Below are 21,170 nucleotides of genomic sequence, written 5' to 3'. Positions count from 1 at the left end.
AGGCGACAGCAATGACCGCCCCGCGCACCGCGGCGGACGTCCGCGCGAGCCTGGAGCTCGCGCTGGCCAACGCCGTCGCCGAGAAAGGCTACGCCGCGACGACCATCGCGGACATCGTCGCGAACGCGCGCGTCTCGAAACGGACGTTCTACGAGCATTTCGCCGACAAGGAGGAATGCCTGCTCGCCCTCTACGGGGACGCCTGCACCCGGCTCATGACCGTGCTCCGCGAGGCGGGCTCGAAGCAACAACCCTGGTCAGATCGGGTACGCGCGGTCACCGACGCCTACCTCGCCACCCTCGACGCCATGCTGCCGGTCAACCGCGCGGTGGTCATCGAGATGCAGGCCGCCGGCGTACGCGCGTACCGGATGCGCCAGCACGTCCAGCGCGAGTTCGCGCAGACCCTGGTCGACCTCGTCGACGAGGCCCGCGCGACGAACCCGCGAATCTCCACGCTCACGCCACCGATGGCGCTCGCCCTGGTCGGCGGCATCAACGAGCTCATGCTCGACGTCGTCGGACCCAGCGGCGAGCCCGGCGGCAGCTTCGCCGGCCTCACCGAACCGGTGGTCGCCCTCTTCACCGCGGTCGTGCCGGAGCGGCCATGACAAATAGCCGACTCACAGGTCGCGCACAGGAAACGGCTATACCGCGCACAGCAACCACCGGCACGATGACCCGCATGGTCACGATCGGTGATGGGCGGCTCGCGGACTTCCGGCGCCCGGACGGCGCTCCCATCAGGGTGCTCGTCGTCGACGACGAACCCACGCTCACCGACCTCCTCCAGCTGGCGCTCCGCTACGAAGGCTGGGAGGTGCGCGCGGCCGGCACCGGGTCGAGCGCGGTGCAGGAAGCCCGGCAGTTCGAGCCCGACGTGGTCGTGCTCGACGTGATGCTGCCCGACTTCGACGGCCTCGAGGTCATGCGCCGAATGCGCGTGCACGCGCCCAACGTGCCGGTCCTGTTCCTCACCGCGCGTGACGCCGTCGAGGACCGGGTCGCGGGTCTCACCGCGGGCGGCGACGACTACGTGACCAAGCCGTTCAGTCTCGAAGAGGTCGTCGCCCGGCTGCGCGCCCTGATGCGCCGCGCCGGCGTCGGGGTCAGCGCCCGCGAGGAAGCCGTGATCGTCGTCGGCGATCTGATGCTCGACGAGGACTCGCACGAGGTGCGCCGGGCCGGTAGCCTGATCGCACTGACCGCGACCGAGTTCGAGCTGCTCAGGTTCATGATGCGCAATCCGCGGCGGGTGCTCAGCAAGGCGCAGATCCTCGACCGGGTGTGGCACTACGACTTCGGCGGGCAGGCAAACGTCGTCGAGCTCTACATCTCGTACCTCCGGAAGAAGATCGATGCCGGGAACGCACCGATGATCCATACGCTGCGCGGCGCGGGGTATGTCCTCAAGCCCGCCGACTGAGCCGCCGGAGGCGCTCTCCCCAGCGCCTCCGGCGCCTCGTAGGCGGGGGAGACGGCGGACGCTGCGCACGCGGCTGCTGCTCATCGTGATCGCCCTGCTCGCGATCGTGCTCGTCACCACCGGCGCCGTCACCACCATCGCCCTGCGCGGCTCCCTGGTCGCCCAGGTCGACAGCCAACTCGCCGCGAGCCAGGCCCGCGCCGGCTTCCCGCAACTCGGCGAACGCCCCAACCCGCCACCCGACCGCCCGAACCAGCCCGACGGCGGCCAGCCGCCGCCCGGCCGCCCGCCGCCACCGGGTGGCGGGCGGCCAGACCCGCCACCACCCCCGTCCGACTGGGTCGACGTCGGCCCGGCCCTCAACGGCCAACCCCCGGACACCCTCGCCGCCCGCGTCGACGGCGGCACCGTCACCCTCTCCGGCCGCCGCGACCCGGAGAGCAACACCGAGATCCTCGCGGTCCCCGCGGCCGCGCACGCGGCCCTGGCCGGTGTCCCGGTGGACGGCCAGGCGCACACCCGCGACCTCGCCACCCTGGGCGCGTACCGCCTGGCCGCCCGGGTCGAGGACGGCAGCACCGTCGTGATCGGACTCCCGCTCGCCTCCGTCGACGACACCGTGCAGCGCCTGCTCGTCGTCGAGTCCGCGCTGGCCGCCGCCGCACTCCTGCTCGCCGGCGGCGCGGGTGCGTTGATCGTCCGCCGCGAGCTGCGCCCGCTGGAACGCGTCGCCAGTGTCGCGGCCCAGGTCACGGAGCTGCCGCTGGACCGCGGCGAGGTCGCGCTGCCGATGCGCGTACCCGATGAAGATCCTGATACCGAGGTCGGCCGGGTCGGCGCCGCGCTCAACCGGATGCTCACCCACGTCAGCGACGCGCTCGCCGCGCGGCATGCCAGCGAGACGCGGGTACGCCAGTTCGTCGCCGACGCGAGCCACGAGCTGCGCACCCCGCTCGCCGCCATCCGCGGCTACGCCGAGCTGACCCGCCGCAACCCGGCCCCGGTGCCGGCCGACGTCGCGCACGCGATCGGCCGGGTCGAGTCGGAGAGCGCCCGGATGACCACGCTGGTCGAGGACCTGCTGCTGCTCGCCCGCCTGGACGCCGGCCGCCCGCTGGCCGAGGGCGCCGTCGACCTGACCGCGCTCGTCGTCGACACGGTCGGTGACGCGCACGTCGCCGGGCCGGGCCACCACTGGCGGCTGGACCTGCCCACCCAGGCGATCGTGGTCGGCGGCGACGGGCCGCGGCTGCACCAGGTGCTCGCCAACCTGCTCGCCAACGCCCGCACCCACACGCCGCCGGGCACCACCGTCGTCACCGGCCTGACCACCGACGGCGATCACGCCGTGCTGACGGTCACCGACGACGGGCCGGGCATCCCGGCGGGCCTGCAGGGCGAGGTCTTCGACCGGTTCGCCCGCGGCGACTCGTCGCGGTCGCGCGCCGCCGGCAGCACCGGGCTCGGCCTCGCGATCGTGTCCGCCGTCGTCGGCGCGCACCACGGCGCGGTCACGGTCTCGAGTGAGCCGGGTCTGACGGCCTTCACGGTACGACTTCCGTTGTTCGCGGAAGACGACGAAACGGACGAATGACCGGTTTGCCGGCGCGGCGCATCGGGTACGCGGTGGGCACAGCGACGGAGGGGAGCCGCCGTGAACCGGACCATGGGAACGGGGATCGCGCTCGGCGTCGTCGTCGGGGTCGTGCTGGGGATGTTCGTCTTCGACAACCTGGCCACCGGCATCGCGTCCGGCATCGGCATCGGCCTCGCGATCGGCATCGCCCTCGGCTTCGGCGACGGCGACCCGACCGACGAACCCAAGGAAGAGGACGACTAGAAACGTCGTACCCCGGTGCGAGCATGCCGAGCATGAGCCTGGACGAATGGCGCGCACCCCGATCACAAGGGGTGCTCTGGCGGCGCATGGTGACCACCTCGCGCCAGGCTCGCATCCTGCCCGACGGCTGCACCGACCTGATCTGGTCGAGCCGCACCGGCCTGATGGTCGCCGGCCCCGACACGACGGCCGGGCTGTCCGACCTGACCGCCGGCGAGTCGATCGTCGGCCTGCGCTTCGCGCCCGGCACCGGCCCCGCCGTGTTCGGCCTGCCGGCCGCCGAGCTGACCGACCAGCGGGTGCCGCTCGACGCGCTGTGGCCGGCCGCGCTGGTCCGCGAGATCGCCGACGGCATGGCCGACACCCGCGACGGCGACCTGCTCGACCGACTAGCCGAGGCGAGGCTGCGGGCGGCCGGCGGTCCCGATCCGCGGGCCCAGGCGATCGCCCGCAGTCTCGCCACCGGCGCCACCGTCTCCGCGACCGCCGCCGAGGTCGGCCTGACGGAGCGCCACCTGCACCGCGCCAGCCGCGACCTGTTCGGCTACGGTCCCAAGACCCTGGCCCGCATCCTGCGCATGCGCCGCGCGCTGGCCCTGCTGCGGGCCGGTGTGCCCAAGGCGACCGCGGCCGCGGACGCCGGCTACGCCGACCAGCCGCACCTGTCGCGCGAGGTGCGGGCCCTGACCGGCGTCCCGCTCGGCCGGCTCGACCTCAGCTGAGGTCCGCGAACAGGTCGACGCCCGTGCCGTCCGGGTCGTGCAGGGTCGCGTAACGGTGGCCCCAGAACGCGTCGAACGGCTCCAGCACGCCTGACCAGCCGTCCCTGGTCATGCGCGCGTAGACCTCGTCGACCTCCGCCGGGCTGTCGCAGCGGAAGGCCAGCGATGCCCGCGGCGAGCCCGTCGGTGCCTGCCAGCCCGGGTTGAACGACCGGATCGTCTCGACGGTGTCGAAGGCCAGGCGCATCCCGCCCGGCAGCGCCACGTCGACGTGCGGCTCGTTGTCGGCGGATTCCGGGATCGACACCCCGAGCGCGCGGTAGAAGGCGAGCGACTTGGCCATATCGGTCACGACCAGCTCGAAAAGACTGATGTGCAGACTCATGATCCGAACGTAAGCCGGCGGACCGCGCCAAGTCTTGAACGAATCGGACCCTCGTATGTCGGACAAAACACGTCAGACGGTACGCTGCGGACGCTGCGTGAATCCGATCTCAAGCGTAGGGTCGGGGCACGGCACATGACAAACATCTGTCACGGTGGGAAACGGGTGTTGTCAGCGCGATGACGCGAGGTGCCGGGGAGGACGGGGCAGACAACACCGCGCGCCGCATCCGACCGCGGGGGCGGTCGCATGGGCTCGAGCGGCTGAAGAGGGAGGAGAACGGCGGGATGGAGCCTCATCTGGCCTACCTGGACGCGGGATCGGGCAGCCTGATCGTGCAGGCGATCGTCGCCGGCACGGCCGGCGTGGTGGTCGCGGCGAAGATGTACTGGCGGCGCATCACGGGCATGTTCCGCCGCAAGACGCCCGCAGAGCAGACGCCCGCAGAGCACACGCCGGCGGAGCAGACACCGGCAGCGGCGACGGCCGACAAGGACTGAGCGCTCGGTGACACCAGAACCCACCCGGCCGCACGCGGAGCCGGGTTCTTTCCGTGACCCCCAGACCCGGGTGTTCCACGCCGACGGCGAGGTGCTCCGCGGGCTGGGGGCGCAGGCCGCCCAGGACTGGAAGGCGCTGCGCACCAGCGACTTCTTCGCCCGCGCTCAGGCCGACGGCACGCTCACGAAGACCGACGAGGTCGACCGCGAGCTGCCCGGCGAGCCCGGCACCTGGAGCGCGACCCTGCGCCACGAGCCGATCCCGTTCGTCAGCCATCCCTACGAGTGGTCGCACGCGATGCGCCAGGACGCCGCCCGCCTCCACCTGAGGCTGCTCCAGGACGCCCTCGCGGCCGGCTTCACGATGAAGGACGGCTCGGCCTACAACCTGCAGTGGCGCGGCGCCGCGCCGGAGTTCATCGACGTCGGCTCGTTCGAGCCCGCCAAGCCCGGCGAGCCCTGGGCCGGCTACCGGCAGTTCTGCCAGACGCTGCTCTACCCGCTGATGCTCCAGGCGCACCTCGACTTCGACCCCCACCCGCTGCTGCGGGCCCAGATCGACGGCGTCGAACCAGCCCAGATGCGCCGCCTGCTCGGCGGCACCAAGCGGCTCGCGGCCGGCGTGCTCAAGCACGTCCACCTCCATGACAGCATCCAGTCGCGCAACGCCGACCGCAGCACCGGCGCGGTCCGCGAGCAACTGCGCGACGCCGGGTTCAACGCCGAGCTGGTGGCCGCCGCCGTGCGGGCGATCGCCAAGCTGGTCGACAAGCTCGACTGGGCGCCGCCGGCCACGCACTGGGGCGGCTACCGGGAGACGTGCAGCTACTCCGCCGACGACCGGGCCGCCAAGCAGCGTTTCGTCGACGCCGCCCTCGACGCCGCCGAGGCCAAAGACCTCGTCCTCGACCTCGGCGCCAACGACGGCATCTTCAGCCGGCAGGCGGCGGCGAAGGCCGGCTACGTGGTCGCCGTCGAGGCCGACCCCGCGGTCGTCGACACCCTCTACCGCCAGCTCCGCACCGAGGGTGCCAAGCGGATCCTGCCGATCGTCATGGACCTCGCCGACCCGTCGCCCGGCGGCGGCTGGGCGAGCACCGAGCGCGCCGGCTTCGCCGCCCGCGCCGCCAAGGCCGACGTCGCGCTGGCCCTCGCCGTCGTCCACCACCTGGCCATCGGCCGCAACGTGCCCTTGCCGCGCATCGTCGACTGGCTCGCCGGCTGCGGCCGCACCGTCGTCGTCGAGTTCGTGCACGCCGACGACCCCATGGCCCGGAAGCTGCTCGCCAACAAGCCCGACGGCCTGTTCCCGGACTACCACGTGGACACCTTCGTCCGCCTGCTCGGCGAGCGTTTCGACATCGCGCGGCGGGAGACGTTGCCGGGCGGCAGCCGTACCCTGATCGCGGGTGTCCGGCGTGACTGACGAGAAGCCGGCGGAGAAACCCAGCTGGGTCCGCGGCGAGATCGCCCCCATGCTGGAGATCCTCGCCCTCTGCGGCCTGGCGATCACCCAGCCGCTCCTCGACGTCACCGGCAAGAGCCCCGACTTCTTCCTCTTCTACGGCGCCGGCCGCACCGAGATCCTGCTGCTCGTCGCCCTGGTCACGCTGGCACCGCCGCTCGTGCTCTGGACCCTCGGCGCACTGACCGGCCTGATCGGCCCCCGCACCCGCCGGGTCACCCACGCCACCACGGTCGGCCTGCTCGTCGCCGCGATCGCCGTCCAGTTCGGCAAGCAACTCCTGCCGATGCGCGGCCTCCCGCTGGCCGCGCTGGCGATCGCGGTCGGCGCCGGCATCGCGTACGCCTATTGGCGTTGGCGCGTCCCGGGTCAGCTCATGCGCATCGCGGCGGTCGGCCCGTTGGTCTTCGTCGCCCTGTTCGCGTTCGCCTCGCCGACATCAGCGGTCGTGCTCCCGTCAGAGGCGCTCAAGGCCCGCGCCGACGTGACGCAGACCAAGGACAGCCACCCGCCCGTCGTCATGCTCATGCTCGACGAGTTCCCGCTGGTCTCACTGCTGGGGCCGGACGGGAAGATCGACCGCACGAAGTATCCGAACATCGCCACGCTGGCCGACAGCTCGACCTGGTATCGCAACGCGACCGGCGTCAGCGGCTGGACCCCGTACGCGATGCCCGCCATGCTCACCGGTAAGCACCCGGCCAAGGAGGTCGCGCCGCACTACGCGGCCTACCCCGACAACCTGTTCACCCTGCTCGGCGGCACCTATGACACCGACGTGCAGGAGACGATCACCGAGCTGTGCCCGCCGAGCGAGTGCGACCCGGCGGCCGAGCAGAACCGGCCGGGCGGCCTCAAGGCACTGATCCGAGAGGTGGCCGGGCTCTTCCGGCAGATCGCCTCGCCGCGCGACGAGCCGTCCGACGACCCGGAGGCGTCCTACCGCGAGGCCACGATCGCCGAGGCGCGTTCCGGTGTCGCGCCCGGTGACCCGAAGTTCCGCTGGGACAGCCTCGACGACAACCAGCCGTCCCGGTTCACCGCGTTCCTCGACGGGCTGACCCCGACGCCGCGGCCCAAGTTGCACTTCCTGCACCTGCTGATGCCGCACACCCCCTGGAACTACCTGCCGTCGGGCACCCGCTACGAGGCGCCGGAGGACTTCCCGCTGGACGGGCCTGGTTGGGTGGAGACCGCCCGGGACCGGCACCTGGCCCAAGTCGGCTACACCGACCTGCTGGTCGGCAAGATGATCTCCCGGATGAAGCAGACCGGCCTCTGGGACAAGGCCGTGCTGGTGGTGACCGCCGACCACGGTGTCTCGTTCACGATCAACCACCAGGGCCGCGGGATGGGCCCGGTGGAGGCCTCGCCCGAGGAAGTGCTCTGGGTCCCGCTGTTCGTCAAGACGCCCGCCCAGCAGGCCGGCGCGGTCGACGACCGCAACTGGCAGCACGTCGACCTGCTGCCGACCGTCGCGGAACTGGCCGGCGTCGAGGTGCCCTGGGAGGTCGACGGCCGCCCGGCGAGCGCCCCGCCGCGAACCAGCCACGACCACGTCTACAGCGATGTGCCCGGCAAACCGGTCAACATCTCCGATACCACCACGTTCCCGAAGATCATCTCAGGCCAGGCGGGTCCGCACATGGCGCCCCGGATCCGGCCGGATCTCGTGGGCAAGCGCGTCGACACGCTGAAGGTCAGCGAAGCGGTCGGTCCGCGGGTGACAATCGACAATGCCTCCGCGTTCGCCGACGTCGCGCCCGAGACCGGCGTGCTGCCCGCCCTGGTCTACGGTGATCTGCCCAGCACGGTCCGTGACGGCACGCCGCTGGCCATCGCCGTCAACGGCACGATCGGCGCCGTCACCCAGGCCACCTGGGCCGACAAGCAGGGCCGGCGGTTCGCGGCGCTGGTCCAGGACGAGGGGCTTTTCGTCCCCGGAACCAACTCCGTGGACGTCTACGAGGTGGCCGGCAACGAGCTACGGCGGCTGCAAACGTCCTGAGGTGTGGTATATCCCTCGCCCCCGGGGACCTGGGCGAGATTCCGGCGGATCATGCCGAACGATTACCGTTGTACTGAGGCGTAACAACGACGTGACATCCCCCCACCCGTCAAAAGCGAGGACCTGATGACCGATGTCAAGCTAGACCACCCGGCCGGACAGCTTTCGATGGCGGTACGCCCGGCCGTGGAGGGCCCAGCGGGCCTCGATGTCGGCGCGCTGCTGAAGGAGACCGGGTACGTCACCTACGACCCGGGCTTCGTCAACACCGCCGCCACCTCGTCGGAGATCACCTACATCGACGGCGACGAGGGAATCCTCCGCTACCGCGGGTACCCGATCGAGCAGTTGGCCGAGCACTCCTCGTTCCTCGAGGTCACCTACCTGCTGATCTACGGCGAGCTGCCCACGTCCGACGAGCTCGCGGAGTTCACCGACAAGATCCGCCGGCACACGCTGCTGCACGAGGACTTCCGCGGCTTCTTCGACGGCTTCCCGCGCGACGCACACCCGATGCCGGTGCTCTCCTCGGCCGTCAGCGCGCTGTCGACCTTCTACCAGGACAGCCTCGACCCGTTCGACCGCGACCAGGTCGAGATCAGCACCATCCGGATGCTGGCCAAGGTGCCGACCATCGCGTCGTACGCGTATAAGAAGTCGATCGGCCAGCCGCTGCTCTACCCGGACAACTCCCTCGGCTACGTCGAGGACTTCCTGCGCATGACCTTCGGCGTGCCGGCGACCAAGTACGAGGTCGACCCGGTCATGGCCAAGGCGCTCGACATGCTGTTCATCCTGCACGCCGACCACGAGCAGAACTGCTCGACCTCGACGGTACGGCTGGTCGGCTCGGCCAACGCCAACATGTTCGTCTCGGTCGCGGCCGGCGTCAACGCGCTGATGGGCCCGCTGCACGGCGGCGCCAACCAGGCCGTGCTGGAGATGCTCCACCAGATCCAGGCCGACGGCGGCGACGTCAAGGCGTTCGTCAACAAGGTCAAGAACCGCGAGGCCGGCGTCAAGCTGATGGGCTTCGGGCACCGGGTCTACAAGAACTACGACCCGCGCGCGGCGATCGTGAAGAAGTCCGCGCAGGACGTGCTGTCCCGCATGGCCAAGGCCGACCCGCTGCTCGAGCTGGCGATGCAGCTCGAGGAGATCGCGCTCGCCGACGACTTCTTCGTGTCGCGCAAGCTCTACCCGAACGTCGACTTCTACACCGGCCTGATCTACAAGGCCATGGGCTTTCCCACCAAGATGTTCACGGTGTTGTTCGCCCTGGGCCGGCTGCCCGGCTGGATCGCACAGTGGCGCGAGATGATCGCCGACCCGGCCACCAAGATCGGCCGGCCGCGGCAGCTCTACACCGGTGCCGCCAAGCGCGACTACGTGGGCATCGAGCAGCGCTAAGTAAGATCTGGCAAAACACGCGACCAGGTCGTCTGCGGACGATCTCACAGATTGACGCTACCGTCGGTGGGGCAATAGGCGGCATCGGCCGGAACCCGGCCGGTGCCGCTCCTACACAGGAGGCACGCGTCACATGCAGGTCTGGCCCGGCCAGCGATACCCATTGGGTGCCACGTACGACGGCACCGGCACCAACTTCGCGATCTTCTCGGAGGTCGCGGAGGGTGTCGAGCTGTGCCTCTTCGACGAGTGGGGCCTCGGCAACGAACGCCGGGTCACCATGCAGGAGGTCGACGCCTACGTCTGGCACGCCTACCTGCCCGGCGTGGAGCCCGGCCAGCGCTACGGCTACCGGGTGCACGGCCGCTTCGACGTCGGCGCGGGGTTGCGCTGCAACCCCAACAAGCTGCTGCTCGACCCGTACGCGAAGGCGATCGACGGCGACGTCAGCTGGGACCCGGCGGTCTATGACTACGACTTCGACGACCCGAGCCGGATGTCGACCACCGACTCGGCGCAGTTCGTGCCGAAGGGTGTCGTGGTCAACCCTTACTTCGACTGGGGCAACGACCGGCCGCCGCGCATTCCCTACCACGAGTCGGTGGTCTACGAGGCGCACGTCCGCGGGCTGACCCGCAAGCATCCGGGCGTCCCGGAGGAGCTGCGCGGCACGTACGCCGGCATCGGTCATCCGGCGATCGTCGACCATCTCAAGCGGATGGGCGTGACCGCGATCGAGCTGATGCCGGTGCACCAGTTCGTGCACGACAACCGGCTCTCCGACCTCGGGCTGCGCAACTACTGGGGCTACAACACCATCGGGTTCTTCGCGCCCTACCACGGCTACTCGGCGATGGGCCGGCTCGGTCAGCAGGTGCAGGAGTTCCGCGGCATGGTCAAGACCCTGCACGCGGCCGGCATCGAGGTGATCCTCGACGTCGTCTACAACCACACGGCCGAGGGCAACCATCTGGGCCCGACGCTGAGCTTCAAGGGCATCGACAACCCCAGCTACTACCGGCTCTCCGACCAGGACCGGCGCTACTACGTCGACTACACCGGCACCGGCAACAGCCTCAACATGCGCAGCCCGCACTCGCTCCAGCTGATCATGGATTCGCTGCGGTACTGGGTGCAGGAGATGCACGTCGACGGGTTCCGGTTCGACCTCGCGGCCACCCTGGCCCGCGAGTTCTACGAGGTCGACCGGCTGTCCACGTTCTTCGAGGTGGTGCAGCAGGACCCGGTGGTCAGCCAGGTGAAGCTGATCGCGGAACCCTGGGACATCGGTCCCGGCGGCTACCAGGTCGGCAACTTCCCGCCGGTGTGGACCGAGTGGAACGGCAAATACCGCGACACGGTGCGCGACTTCTGGCGCGGCGAGCCCGCCACGCTGGCCGAGTTCGCGTCCCGGATCTCCGGCTCCGCCGACCTCTACCAGGACGACGGCCGCAAGCCCTTCCACAGCATCAACTTCGTCACCTGCCACGACGGTTTCACGCTCAACGACCTGGTGTCCTACAACGACAAGCACAACCAGGCCAACGCCGAGGACAACCGGGACGGCGAGAGCCACAACCGGTCCTGGAACTGCGGTGTGGAGGGCCCGACCGACGACCCGAGCGTGCTCGCGCTGCGGGCCCGGCAGCGCCGCAACTTCATCGCCACGCTGCTGCTGTCCCAGGGCGTCCCGATGCTCGGGCACGGCGACGAGCTCGGCCGGACCCAGCACGGCAACAACAACGCGTACTGCCAGGACAACGAGCTGAGCTGGGTCGACTGGGAGCACGTCGACGAGCACCTGCTGGAGTTCGTCCGCAAGCTGACCGCGTTCCGGGCCGGGCACCGGGTGTTCCGCCGCCGCCGGTTCTTCACCGGGCTGTCCGTGCAGACCCGCAGCGCCGGCGCGCCGCTGCCCGACCTCGCCTGGTTCACCCCCGACGGCCGGGAGATGACCCGCGAGGACTGGGACAACCACTTCGGCCGGGCGGTGATGCTCTTCGTTAACGGCGAGGGCATCCGCGAGCGCGGCCAGTACGGCCAGCGTCACGTCGACGACTCGTTCCTGCTGTGCTTCAACGCCCACGACGGCGGCCTGCGGTTCACCGTTCCCAGTCACGAGTACGGCCAGAAATGGGAAGCCGTGATCAGCACGGCCGAATACCCAGGAGAGGGGCAGCAGGTGGTGGTGGAGGCGGGCGCGTCGATCCTGGTACCCGACCGGTCCCTCGTCGTCCTCGACCGCACCGTGTGAGAGGGGGCCGGGTATGGCGCCGACCGCTACCTACCGCGTCCAGATCCGTCCCGACTTCACCTTCGACGACACCGCGGCGATCGCCGGCTACCTGGCCGACCTCGGCGTCAGCCACCTCTACAGCGCACCGCTGCTGACCGCCGCGCCCGGGTCGGCACACAACTACGACGTGGTCGACCACAGGTCGGCCAACCCGCAGATCGGCGGTGAGGACGGCCGGCAGCGGCTGGCCACCGCCCTGCGCGGCGCCCAGCTGGGGTTCGTCGTCGACATCGTGCCCAACCATGTGGGCATCGCCGCGCCGTGGGCCAACCCGGCGTGGTGGGACGTGCTGCGCAACGGGCGGGCGTCCGCGTACGCCACCTGGTTCGACATCGACTGGTCCCGGGACCGGATCCTGGTCCCGGTCCTGGGACACGACGGTGATCTCGACGCTCTGAAGGTCGAGGACGGGGAGCTGCGCTACTACGAGCACCGCTACCCGATCGCGCCGGGGACCGGTGCCGGGACGGCCCGCGAGGTGCACGCCCGGCAGCACTACGAGCTGGTCGGCTGGCGGCGCGGCGACAGCGAGCTCAACTACCGGCGGTTCTTCGCGGTCAGCGACCTGGCCGGGCTGCGGGTCGAGGACCCGGCCGTGTTCGACGCGACGCACGCGGAGGTGCTGCGCTGGGTCGCGGCCGGCGACGTCGACGGGATCCGGGTCGACCACCCCGACGGGCTGCGGGACCCGGTCGGCTACCTGGCCCGGCTGCGCGCCGCCGCTCCGTCGTCCTGGCTCGTGGTGGAGAAGATCCTCGAGCACGGGGAGGAACTACCGGCGTGGCCCGTCGACGGCACCACGGGATACGACGCGTTGCGCGAAGCGTGTGGGGTCTTCGTCGACCCGGCCGGGGAACAGGCCTTCACCGCGCTGGACGCCTCGCTGACCGGGGTCGAGGTGTCGTGGCCCGAGCTGACCCACGCCTGCAAGCTCGAAGCCGCCCACCGGATGTTCCCGGCCGAGCTGCGCCGGCTGGCCGCGCTCGCACCGGCGCTGCCCGACGCGGCGGCCGGTCTCGCCGAGCTGGCGGCGAACTTCCCGGTCTACCGGTCCTACGGGACCGACGGTCTGCGGCATCTCGCCCGGGCCCGCTCGGAGGCCGGGCGGCGCCGGCCCGACCTGATCTCGACGCTGGACGCGCTCACGGCCCGGCTGCGCAACCCGGACGACGAGCTGGGGCAGCGGTTCAGCCAGCTCACCGGTGCGGTGATGGCGAAGGGCGTCGAGGACACCGCCTACTACCGGTGGACCCGGTTCGTGGCGCTCAACGAGGTCGGCGGGGCGCCGGACCGGTTCGGGGTCGGGCTGGGCGAGTTCCACGCGGCCGCGGCGCGCCGGCAGCGGTCCTGGCCGCGGGGGATGACCACGCTGTCGACGCACGACACCAAGCGGGGCGAGGACGTGCGGGCGCGGCTGGCCGTGCTGGCCGAGGTGCCCGACCGGTGGGCGCGGGCGCTGCGGGGCTGGATGTCGGCGGCGCCGCTGCCGGATCCGTCGTTCGCCCATCTGCTCTGGCAGACGGTGGTCGGCGCATGGCCGCTGACCAGGGAAAGGCTGCACGCGTACGTGGAGAAGGCGGCCCGTGAAGCGGCCGTGTCGACAAGCTGGGCGGACCCGTCGGCCTCGTTCGAGGCCGCGCTGCACGGCGTGGTCGACGCCGTCTACGACGACCCGGCCCTGAACGCCTCGGTGTCGCGGTTCGCCGCGGAGATCACCCCGGCGGGCTGGTCGAACGCGCTCGGGCAGAAGCTGGTGCAGCTGACCATGCCCGGGCTGCCCGACGTCTACCAGGGCACGGAGCTGTGGGAGGACTCCCTGGTCGACCCGGACAACCGGCGGCCGGTCGACTTCGCCGCGCGGGCGGCGCTGCTGGCTCGGCTCGACGGTGGGTGGCTTCCGCCGATCGACGCCTCTGGAGCGGTGAAGCTGCTGGTGGTGTCCCGGTGCCTGCGGCTGCGCCGCGCCCATCCGTCGTTCTTCGCGAGCTACCGCCAGGTGCCGGCGTTCGGCCCGGCGGCCGACCACGTGGTGGCGTTCGACCGCGGTGGCGCGCTGGCGGTGGCCACCCGGCTCCCGGTCGGGCTGTCCCTGCGCGGCGGCTGGGGCGACACATACCTGTCGTTTCCCGATGAGTCCGGGTCTTTTACTGATTCGTTCACAGGACGGGTCTACAGTGGGCGACGGGTGCCGGTGTCGAACCTGCTCGACCGCTATCCGGTCGCCCTGTTGACCTCCGCCGAACCCGTGGTGGCGCCGTGACCGTGTTTTCCGTGTGGGCTCCGGACCTGTCGCGGGTGCGGCTGCGCCTGGCCACCGGGCCTGATCTCGCGCTCGACCGCGACCCGGAGCGCGCCGGCTGGTGGACCCTCGACGTGCCGTCCGCCGGCCCGGGCACCGACTACGCGTTCCTGCTCGGCGACGAGGACCTTCCGCTGCCCGACCCGCGTTCGGCCTGGCAGCCGACCGGGGTGCACGGCTTCAGCCGGGTGTACGACCACGCCGCGTACCGCTGGTCCGATGACGCCTGGACCGGCCGCCAGCTGCCCGGCAGCGTGCTCTACGAGATGCACGTCGGCACGTTCACGCCGGAGGGCACCTTCGACGCGGCGATCTCCCGCCTGGACCATCTCGTCGACCTGGGGGTCGACCTGATCGAGCTGCTCCCGGTCAACGCGTTCAACGGCGAGCACAACTGGGGGTACGACGGGGTCTGCTGGTTCGCGCCGCAGGAGTCCTACGGCGGCCCCGACGGTCTGAAGCGCTTCGTCGACGCGTGCCACCAGCGAGGGCTGGGGGTGGTCCTCGACGTCGTCTACAACCATTTCGGGCCCTCTGGGGCCTATGCGCCGATGTTCGGCCCCTACCTGTCCGAGGGTCCCGGCACCAGCTGGGGCGCCTCGATCAACCTGGACGGCCCGCTGTCGGGTGAGGTCCGCTCCTACATCGTCGACAGCGTGGTCGGCTGGCTGCGGGACTACCACGTCGACGGCCTGCGCCTCGACGCCGTCCATGCTTTCGTCGACCGCGGTGCCGTACACCTGCTGGAGTCGTTGGCGGTTGCCGTTGACGGGTTGTCGGCCCATGTTGGTCGCCCGCTGTCGCTGATCGCGGAGTCGGACCTCAACGACCCTCGGTTGATCACTCCGCGCGAGGGTGGCGGCTATGGCCTGACGGCGCAGTGGGACGACGACGCGCACCACGCGCTGCACACGCTGCTGACGGGGGAGCGGCAGGGTTATTACGCGGACTTCGGCTCGTTGCAGACCCTGTCGGATGTGCTGACGGGCGCGTTCTTCCACGCGGGGACGTGGTCGTCGTTCCGCCAGCGGGTGCACGGGCGCCCGGTCGACCGGGGACGCATCCCCGGTTACCGCTTCGTCGCGTACCTGCAAAATCACGACCAGATCGGCAACCGCGCGGTCGGCGACCGCCTGACGGCGTCGCTGTCGCCGGGCCTGCTCCGGGTGGGCGCGACGCTGCTGTTCACGGCCCCGTTCACGCCGATGCTCTTCATGGGCGAGGAGTGGGGCGCGACGACGCCGTGGCAGTTCTTCACGAGCCATCCTGAGCCGGAGCTCGCGGCCGCGGTGGCCACGGGCCGGCGCCGCGAGTTCGGGGCACACGGCTGGCCGGAGGGCGAGGTCCCGGACCCGCAGGACCCACAGACCTACCTGCGCTCGCGCCTGGACTGGGCGGAGCTGGACAAGCCGGAGCACGCCGAGCTGCTGTCGTTCTACAGGCGCCTGATCGCGCTCCGCAAGTCGCATCCGGACCTGTCAGACCCACGCCTGGACAAGATCGAGGTAACCCACGGCGACCAATGGCTGGTCATGCGCCGCGGCGGGGCAGCGGTGGCGGCCAACCTGGCCGGCAAGCCGCAACGCATCACCCTCCCAGGCTTCGTGCGTTCGGTTCTCCTGGCAACCGAGTCGGGCGCCACCGTCATGCGCGACGGCATCCAACTCCCGGCCGAGTCCGCAGTGGTCGTCGCCATCGCCTGACGGGTTCGCCGCACCCAGCCCTTGCCTACAGGGTGGTCTGATCCACAGGCTGTCGCAGCCAGCGCTGCGCGCGACCGAGCACGGCGGCGAGGCCGAGGAAGGTCAGGTACGGCCAGCCGTTCTCGCCGTCCGCGACGGCGATCAGGAAGGTCACCGCACCGGTTGCGGTCACCGCCAGCCACGCGCGCCGGTCGGCGAGCAGTGCGGAGAGGATCCCGACCGCGACCGCGAGTGTGATCAACAGCCCGACGGTGGACGCGCCCGCGGCGGCAGCCACGACGCCGGCGGCGGCGACAGCAAGAGCGCCGCCGACAGCGGCCGGGATGGTCGATACGCGAGGATGCTCGCCAGTGATGGACATCGTTCCGTTCCAAGGGTGCGGTGGGATGCGCCGAATCCATGGCACCGCGCCGGAGGCCCATCCGCCAAGCGTCTTGACGGAACACATACGGCGATCCGGGCCTGCCCTACCCGAGGGCGGCGCCGACCTGGGCGGCCAGCGTGACGGCGACCCGGCGTTGCTCCGGGGTGGCTACCGTCCCGGCCGGTGCGCTCAGTAGATACCGGCCATGCAGGCGGCCGCCGCTCTCGACCAGCAGTTCGATCTCGACCCCGGCAGGCAGGGTTGGCGCGTTCGACGGCTTGCGGTCGACGAGGAGCCGGCCGTCACGGCAGAGACGAGGTGGATTCCCGACACCGGCGACGCCGTACTGGAATCGACAGCCGGTCAGACCCAGGGTCTGGATCAACTGTGCGGCGACGTCCTTGATCAGCTCGACGGATGATCCGCCCGTGGCGCCGACCGACGCCGCGAGCGCGATGTCGTGCAGGTAGCCCTCCTGCCGCAAGGCGGCGGTGTGCCGCCGGCGCCCCCAGACCGCGATCTCGGTGACGGCCGCGCCGACGAGGACGAGCAGCACGAAGGTGACCACGTCGGCGCTTTCGTCGATGCTGAACCGGTGGTACGGCCGCGTGAAGAAGAACTCGAACCACACGCCGGCCGACACGGCGGCCAGGTAGCCCGCGGCACGCCGCCCGGCGGTCGCGACCGCGACGATGACCACGACCATGACCAGCGCGATGTCGGTGTTGTCGAGATGGCCCCTCGCCGGGACCAGCGCCGCGCTCGCCGCGGCGGGCACGACGAGGGCAGCGACCAGCGTCAGGTTGACCCGGGCTGCGGACATGGCGGCTCCGATCGGCCGGCGACGACCGTCCATCGTCCGTTCTAACCTCGGCGGGCGCGGGCGGGGAAGGGTGCGGTCCGTATGGATCGCGTCAAGACGGGCCGGCCAGCGCGTAGAGCGCGACCGGGCGCGATCTCGCCGATCCGTACGCATTGACGTGGTGCCGGTCACGGGTGCGTAGTCAGCGCGTCAAGAAAGCGTCGGGTGGCGTATGGAAGGCGTCTGGAAGCGTTCCCTCGACGAATTCGAGGCGGTCTCATTCTTTCGGCACCTGCCGACCTCCAGGCTGCCCTCGATTCGATGAAGAGGAGTTACGCACGTGTATGACGTGCTGCTGGTGCTCGTGACGGTGGCGTTGTTCGCCATCCTCGGACTGGTCGTGCGGGGGGTGTCGAAGCTGTGAGCGCCGTCAACCTGATCGGGCTGATTGTTTCCGCCGCGCTCGCGGTCTTCCTGTTCGTCGCACTGCTGTTCCCGGAGCGTTTCTGATGAGCATGACTGCCGCGGGCGTGCTGTTCATCGTCTCGCTTCTCGTGGTCCTCGCCGTCGCCTACCGGTATTTCGGCGACTACATGTACCGGGTGGTCGTCGGTGGGCGCCACTCCGTGGTCGAGCGGGGCATCTACAAGGTGCTCCGGGTCAACCCCGAAGGCGAGCAGAGCTGGAAGGCGTACGCGGGCAGTCTGCTCGCGTTCTCCGCGATCTCGCTTCTCTTCCTGTACGCGTTGCTCCGGCTCCAGAGCGTGCTCTGGCCCAACCCGGACTTCCCCGGTGTCACCGACCACGTCGCCTGGAACACCGCCGTCTCGTTCGTGACCAACACGAACTGGCAGGCGTACTCCGGTGAGTCGACCATGACCCATCTCTCGCAGATGGCCGGTCTCGCCGTGCAGAACTTCGTGTCCGCCAGCGTCGGCATCGCCGTCGCCGTGGCGTTCGTGCGCGGCTTCGCCCGGAAGCGGACCAACGAGCTCGGCAACTTCTGGGTCGACCTGACCCGGATCACGCTGCGCATCCTGCTGCCCGTCGCGGTCGTCGGTGCGATCGTGCTGATCGTCGGCGGCGTCGTGCAGAACTTCTCCGGCGGCCACGACGTGACCACCCTGACCGGCGGCGCGCAGACGCTGACCGGCGGACCCGTCGCCAGCCAGGAGGTCATCAAGGAGCTCGGCACCAACGGCGGCGGCTTCATGAACGCCAACAGCGCCCACCCGTTCGAGAACCCGACCGCCTGGACCAACTGGGTCGAGCTGTTCCTGATCCTGCTGATCCCGGTCGGCATGCCGCGGGTGTTCGGCCGCATGGTCGGTCAGAACCGCCAGGGGTACGCGATCCTCGCCGTCATGGGCATCCTGGCGATCGCCAGCATCGCCCTCACCAACGGCTTCGAGCTCGCTCACAACGGCACCGTGCCGCAGTCGGTCGCGGCGGCCATGGAGGGCAAGGAGGTCCGGTTCGGCGTCTCGAACTCGGCCACCTTCGGCGCGATCACGACGCTCACCTCGACGGGTGCGGTCAACTCGTTCCACGACTCGTACACCGCGCTCGGCGGCATGATGCCGATGTTCAACATGATGCTCGGCGAGGTCGCGCCCGGCGGTGTCGGCGCGGGCCTCTACGGCATGCTCGTGCTCGCCGTGATCACGGTGTTCGTCGCCGGCCTGATGGTCGGGCGTACGCCCGAGTATCTCGGCAAGAAGATCGGCGCGCGTGAGATCAAGTTCGCGTCGCTCTACATCCTGATCACGCCGCTGCTGGTGCTCACCGGCGTCGCCGCGGCGATGGCGACGAGCAACCACACGACGATGCTGAACGTCGGCCCGCACGGCTTCTCCGAGGTGCTCTACGCGTTCACCTCGGCGGCCAACAACAACGGTTCCGCGTTTGCCGGCATCACCGTCAACACGGGCTGGTGGGACACCGCGCTCGGGCTGGCCATGCTGCTCGGCCGGTTCCTGCCGATCATCATGGTGCTCGGCCTGGCCGGATCGCTCGCGAGCCAGCAACCGGTGCCCGAGTCGAAGGGCACGCTGCCGACGCACCGTCCGCTGTTCGTCTCGATGCTCGTCGGCGTCACGGTGATCGTCGTCGCGCTGACGTTCCTGCCCGCCCTCGCTCTCGGCCCGCTGGCCGAGGGTCTCTGAGCCGCCGTCCACAAAGGAAACATGGAGATGACTGCGCTAAACGAACCGATCAGCGCCCCGCGCCGGATCGGCGGCGGCCTGCTCGACCCGAAACAGCTCTGGAAGGCGTTGCCCGACGCGCTTCTCAAGCTCAACCCGCGCACCCTGTGGCGCAACCCCGTCATGTTCATCGTCGAGATCGGCGCGGTGTTCACCACCGTGCTCGCGATCGGCGACCCGTCGCTGTTCGCCTGGCTGATCACGGTCTGGCTCTGGCTCACGGTGGTCTTCGCGAACCTCGCGGAGGCCGTCGCCGAGGGGCGGGGCAAGGCTCAGGCGGCCACGCTGCGGGCGGCCAAGCGCGACACGATCGCGCTGCGGCTCACCGACTGGGCGCCCGGCCAGGACCGGACCCGCTACCGCGAGGAGTCCGTCGCGGCGTCCGAACTGCGGCAGGGCGACATCGTGTACGTCGAGGCGGGCCAGACGATCCCCGGCGACGGTGACGTCGTCGAGGGCATCGCCAGCGTCGACGAGTCGGCGATCACCGGTGAGTCGGCGCCGGTGATCCGCGAGTCGGGCGGCGACCGCAGTGCGGTCACCGGCGGCACGAAGGTGCTGAGTGACCGGATCATCGTCAAGATCACCCAGAAGCCCGGCGAGAGCTTCATCGACCGCATGATCGCTCTGGTCGAAGGCGCCTCCCGGCAGAAGACGCCCAACGAGATCGCGCTCAACATCCTGCTGGCCGCGCTGACCATCATCTTCCTGTTCGCGACGGTCACGCTCCAGCCGATGGCGATCTTCGCGAAGGCGTTCCAGGGTGCCGCGCCCGACACGGTCTCGCTCAACGCGGACGGCATCTCCGGCATCGTGCTGGTCTCGCTGCTGGTCTGCCTGATCCCGACGACGATCGGCGCGCTGCTCTCCGCGATCGGCATCGCCGGCATGGACCGGCTGGTGCAGCGCAACGTGCTGGCCATGTCGGGCCGGGCGGTCGAGGCCGCGGGTGACGTCAACACGCTGCTGCTCGACAAGACCGGCACGATCACCCTCGGCAACCGGCAGGCGTCGGAGTTCCTGCCCGTCGAGGGGATCACCCCGGAGACGCTCGCCGACGCGGCGCAACTGTCCAGCCTCGCCGACGAGACGCCCGAGGGCCGGTCGATCGTCGTGCTGGCCAAGCAGGACTACGGCCTGCGGGCTCGCGAGGAAGGCGTGATGCCGCACGCGACGTTCGTGCCGTTCAGCGCCGAGACGCGAATGTCCGGTGTGGACCTGAGCGACCGGCGGATCCGCAAGGGCGCGGCGGCGGCGGTGATGAAGTGGGTACGCGAGAACGGCGGCCACCCGACCGAGGAGGTCGGCGACACCGTCGACGCGATCTCGGGCTCCGGCGGCACCCCGCTGGTCGTGGCGGAGCACGTCGAGGGCCAGGCGGCCCGCGCGCTCGGCGTCGTGCACCTCAAGGACGTCGTCAAGGCCGGCATGCGCGAGCGGTTCGACGAGATGCGCCGCATGGGCATCCGTACCGTCATGATCACGGGTGACAACCCCCGCACCGCGAAGGCCATCGCGGACGAGGCCGGCGTCGACGACTTCCTCGCCGAGGCGAAGCCGGAAGACAAGATGGCCCTGATCAAGAAGGAGCAGGAGGGCGGCCGCCTGGTCGCCATGACCGGTGACGGCACCAACGACGCGCCCGCGCTCGCGCAGGCCGACGTCGGCGTCGCGATGAACACCGGCACGTCGGCCGCGAAAGAGGCCGGCAACATGGTCGACCTCGACTCCGACCCGACCAAGCTC

The 21,170-nt window shown here is 70.5% G+C and carries 18 protein-coding genes; 15 read left to right on the top strand and 3 right to left on the bottom strand.

The genetic code is table 11. The features are described from left to right. The first annotated feature begins 11 nt into the window (after nt 1–11). The 5 genes from Air01nite_RS35470 (at nt 12) to Air01nite_RS35450 (ending at nt 3,988) form a co-directional block, all read left to right on the top strand. Nucleotides 12–611, top strand: a complete 600-nt coding sequence (locus Air01nite_RS35470; RefSeq protein ID WP_203707762.1) for a TetR/AcrR family transcriptional regulator — start codon at nt 12–14, stop codon at nt 609–611. Nucleotides 612–685: 74 nt separating this feature from the next. Continuing rightward, the gene (locus Air01nite_RS35465; protein WP_239091196.1) at nt 686–1,426 is read left to right on the top strand and encodes a response regulator transcription factor; all 741 of its coding nucleotides are present in this window, start codon (nt 686–688) and stop codon (nt 1,424–1,426) included. Next, entirely contained in the window at nt 1,404–3,020 is a 1,617-nt protein-coding gene (locus Air01nite_RS35460; protein WP_203707760.1) for a sensor histidine kinase, read from the top strand. The genes Air01nite_RS35465 and Air01nite_RS35460 overlap by 23 nt, the downstream gene beginning before the upstream one ends. Before the next feature lie 60 nt (nt 3,021–3,080). Further along, nucleotides 3,081–3,266 (top strand): hypothetical protein, encoded by a 186-nt coding sequence (locus tag Air01nite_RS35455; protein WP_203707759.1) that lies wholly within the window; start codon nt 3,081–3,083, stop codon nt 3,264–3,266. A 32-nt stretch (nt 3,267–3,298) separates the two neighbouring features. Further along, nucleotides 3,299–3,988, top strand: coding sequence for a helix-turn-helix domain-containing protein (locus tag Air01nite_RS35450; RefSeq protein WP_203707758.1), 690 nt, complete (start codon nt 3,299–3,301; stop codon nt 3,986–3,988). On the opposite strand, the gene Air01nite_RS35445 is transcribed toward Air01nite_RS35450, so the two are convergent. Then, nucleotides 3,981–4,373, bottom strand: a complete 393-nt coding sequence (locus Air01nite_RS35445; RefSeq protein ID WP_203707757.1) for a VOC family protein — start codon at nt 4,371–4,373, stop codon at nt 3,981–3,983. The genes Air01nite_RS35450 and Air01nite_RS35445 overlap by 8 nt on opposite strands. Nucleotides 4,374–4,660: 287 nt before the next feature. Here Air01nite_RS35445 and Air01nite_RS35440 point away from each other — a divergent pair, with 287 nt between their 5' ends. From Air01nite_RS35440 to treZ, 7 genes are all read left to right on the top strand, one after another. Next, nucleotides 4,661–4,873 (top strand): hypothetical protein, encoded by a 213-nt coding sequence (locus tag Air01nite_RS35440; protein WP_203707756.1) that lies wholly within the window; start codon nt 4,661–4,663, stop codon nt 4,871–4,873. 7 nt (nt 4,874–4,880) lie between these two features. After that, entirely contained in the window at nt 4,881–6,299 is a 1,419-nt protein-coding gene (locus Air01nite_RS35435) for a methyltransferase (RefSeq protein ID WP_203707755.1), read from the top strand. Then, a complete protein-coding gene (locus Air01nite_RS35430) occupies nt 6,283–8,346 on the top strand; it encodes a sulfatase-like hydrolase/transferase (protein ID WP_239091195.1) in 2,064 nt (687 codons plus the stop codon). The genes Air01nite_RS35435 and Air01nite_RS35430 overlap by 17 nt, the downstream gene beginning before the upstream one ends. Before the next feature lie 126 nt (nt 8,347–8,472). After that, nucleotides 8,473–9,756, top strand: a complete 1,284-nt coding sequence (locus Air01nite_RS35425) for a citrate synthase (protein WP_203707754.1) — start codon at nt 8,473–8,475, stop codon at nt 9,754–9,756. A 133-nt stretch (nt 9,757–9,889) separates the two neighbouring features. Beyond that, nucleotides 9,890–12,010, top strand: coding sequence for a glycogen debranching protein GlgX (gene glgX, locus Air01nite_RS35420; RefSeq protein ID WP_203707753.1), 2,121 nt, complete (start codon nt 9,890–9,892; stop codon nt 12,008–12,010). A gap of 13 nt (nt 12,011–12,023) precedes the next feature. Then, entirely contained in the window at nt 12,024–14,312 is a 2,289-nt protein-coding gene (treY, locus tag Air01nite_RS35415; RefSeq protein ID WP_203707752.1) for a malto-oligosyltrehalose synthase, read from the top strand. Continuing rightward, a complete protein-coding gene (gene treZ, locus Air01nite_RS35410) occupies nt 14,309–16,054 on the top strand; it encodes a malto-oligosyltrehalose trehalohydrolase (RefSeq protein ID WP_203707751.1) in 1,746 nt (581 codons plus the stop codon). The genes treY and treZ overlap by 4 nt, the downstream gene beginning before the upstream one ends. A gap of 25 nt (nt 16,055–16,079) precedes the next feature. Here treZ and Air01nite_RS35405 read toward each other — a convergent pair whose 3' ends face one another. Beyond that, nucleotides 16,080–16,415, bottom strand: coding sequence for a hypothetical protein (locus tag Air01nite_RS35405; RefSeq protein WP_203707750.1), 336 nt, complete (start codon nt 16,413–16,415; stop codon nt 16,080–16,082). Nucleotides 16,416–16,521: 106 nt separating this feature from the next. After that, a complete protein-coding gene (locus tag Air01nite_RS35400; protein WP_203707749.1) occupies nt 16,522–17,241 on the bottom strand; it encodes a DUF4118 domain-containing protein in 720 nt (239 codons plus the stop codon). 399 nt (nt 17,242–17,640) lie between these two features. Between Air01nite_RS35400 and kdpF the strand changes: the two genes are divergently transcribed. The 3 genes from kdpF to kdpB all read left to right on the top strand — a co-directional run. After that, nucleotides 17,641–17,730 (top strand): K(+)-transporting ATPase subunit F, encoded by a 90-nt coding sequence (gene kdpF / locus Air01nite_RS35395; RefSeq protein WP_203707748.1) that lies wholly within the window; start codon nt 17,641–17,643, stop codon nt 17,728–17,730. Further along, nucleotides 17,730–19,385, top strand: coding sequence for a potassium-transporting ATPase subunit KdpA (kdpA, locus tag Air01nite_RS35390; RefSeq protein ID WP_203707747.1), 1,656 nt, complete (start codon nt 17,730–17,732; stop codon nt 19,383–19,385). The genes kdpF and kdpA overlap by 1 nt, the downstream gene beginning before the upstream one ends. A 27-nt stretch (nt 19,386–19,412) precedes the next feature. Further along, the coding region (kdpB, locus tag Air01nite_RS35385; protein WP_203707746.1) for a potassium-transporting ATPase subunit KdpB at nt 19,413–21,170 on the top strand (1,758 nt) is incomplete at its 3' end.

The organism is Asanoa iriomotensis (assembly GCF_016862515.1).
Taxonomy (GTDB): domain Bacteria; phylum Actinomycetota; class Actinomycetes; order Mycobacteriales; family Micromonosporaceae; genus Asanoa; species Asanoa iriomotensis.
This window is presented reverse-complemented; position numbering and strand designations above follow the sequence as displayed.

Coding starts and splice junctions, on each gene's coding strand:
- Air01nite_RS35470 (WP_203707762.1), top strand. CDS start 12: ATGACCGCCCCGCGCACCGCGGCGGACGTCCGCGCGAGCCTGGAGCTC.
- Air01nite_RS35465 (WP_239091196.1), top strand. CDS start 686: ATGGTCACGATCGGTGATGGGCGGCTCGCGGACTTCCGGCGCCCGGAC.
- Air01nite_RS35460 (WP_203707760.1), top strand. CDS start 1,404: ATGTCCTCAAGCCCGCCGACTGAGCCGCCGGAGGCGCTCTCCCCAGCG.
- Air01nite_RS35450 (WP_203707758.1), top strand. CDS start 3,299: ATGAGCCTGGACGAATGGCGCGCACCCCGATCACAAGGGGTGCTCTGG.
- Air01nite_RS35445 (WP_203707757.1), bottom strand. CDS start 4,373: ATGAGTCTGCACATCAGTCTTTTCGAGCTGGTCGTGACCGATATGGCC.
- Air01nite_RS35440 (WP_203707756.1), top strand. CDS start 4,661: ATGGAGCCTCATCTGGCCTACCTGGACGCGGGATCGGGCAGCCTGATC.
- Air01nite_RS35425 (WP_203707754.1), top strand. CDS start 8,473: ATGACCGATGTCAAGCTAGACCACCCGGCCGGACAGCTTTCGATGGCG.
- glgX (WP_203707753.1), top strand. CDS start 9,890: ATGCAGGTCTGGCCCGGCCAGCGATACCCATTGGGTGCCACGTACGAC.
- treY (WP_203707752.1), top strand. CDS start 12,024: ATGGCGCCGACCGCTACCTACCGCGTCCAGATCCGTCCCGACTTCACC.
- Air01nite_RS35405 (WP_203707750.1), bottom strand. CDS start 16,415: ATGTCCATCACTGGCGAGCATCCTCGCGTATCGACCATCCCGGCCGCT.
- Air01nite_RS35400 (WP_203707749.1), bottom strand. CDS start 17,241: ATGTCCGCAGCCCGGGTCAACCTGACGCTGGTCGCTGCCCTCGTCGTG.
- kdpA (WP_203707747.1), top strand. CDS start 17,730: ATGAGCATGACTGCCGCGGGCGTGCTGTTCATCGTCTCGCTTCTCGTG.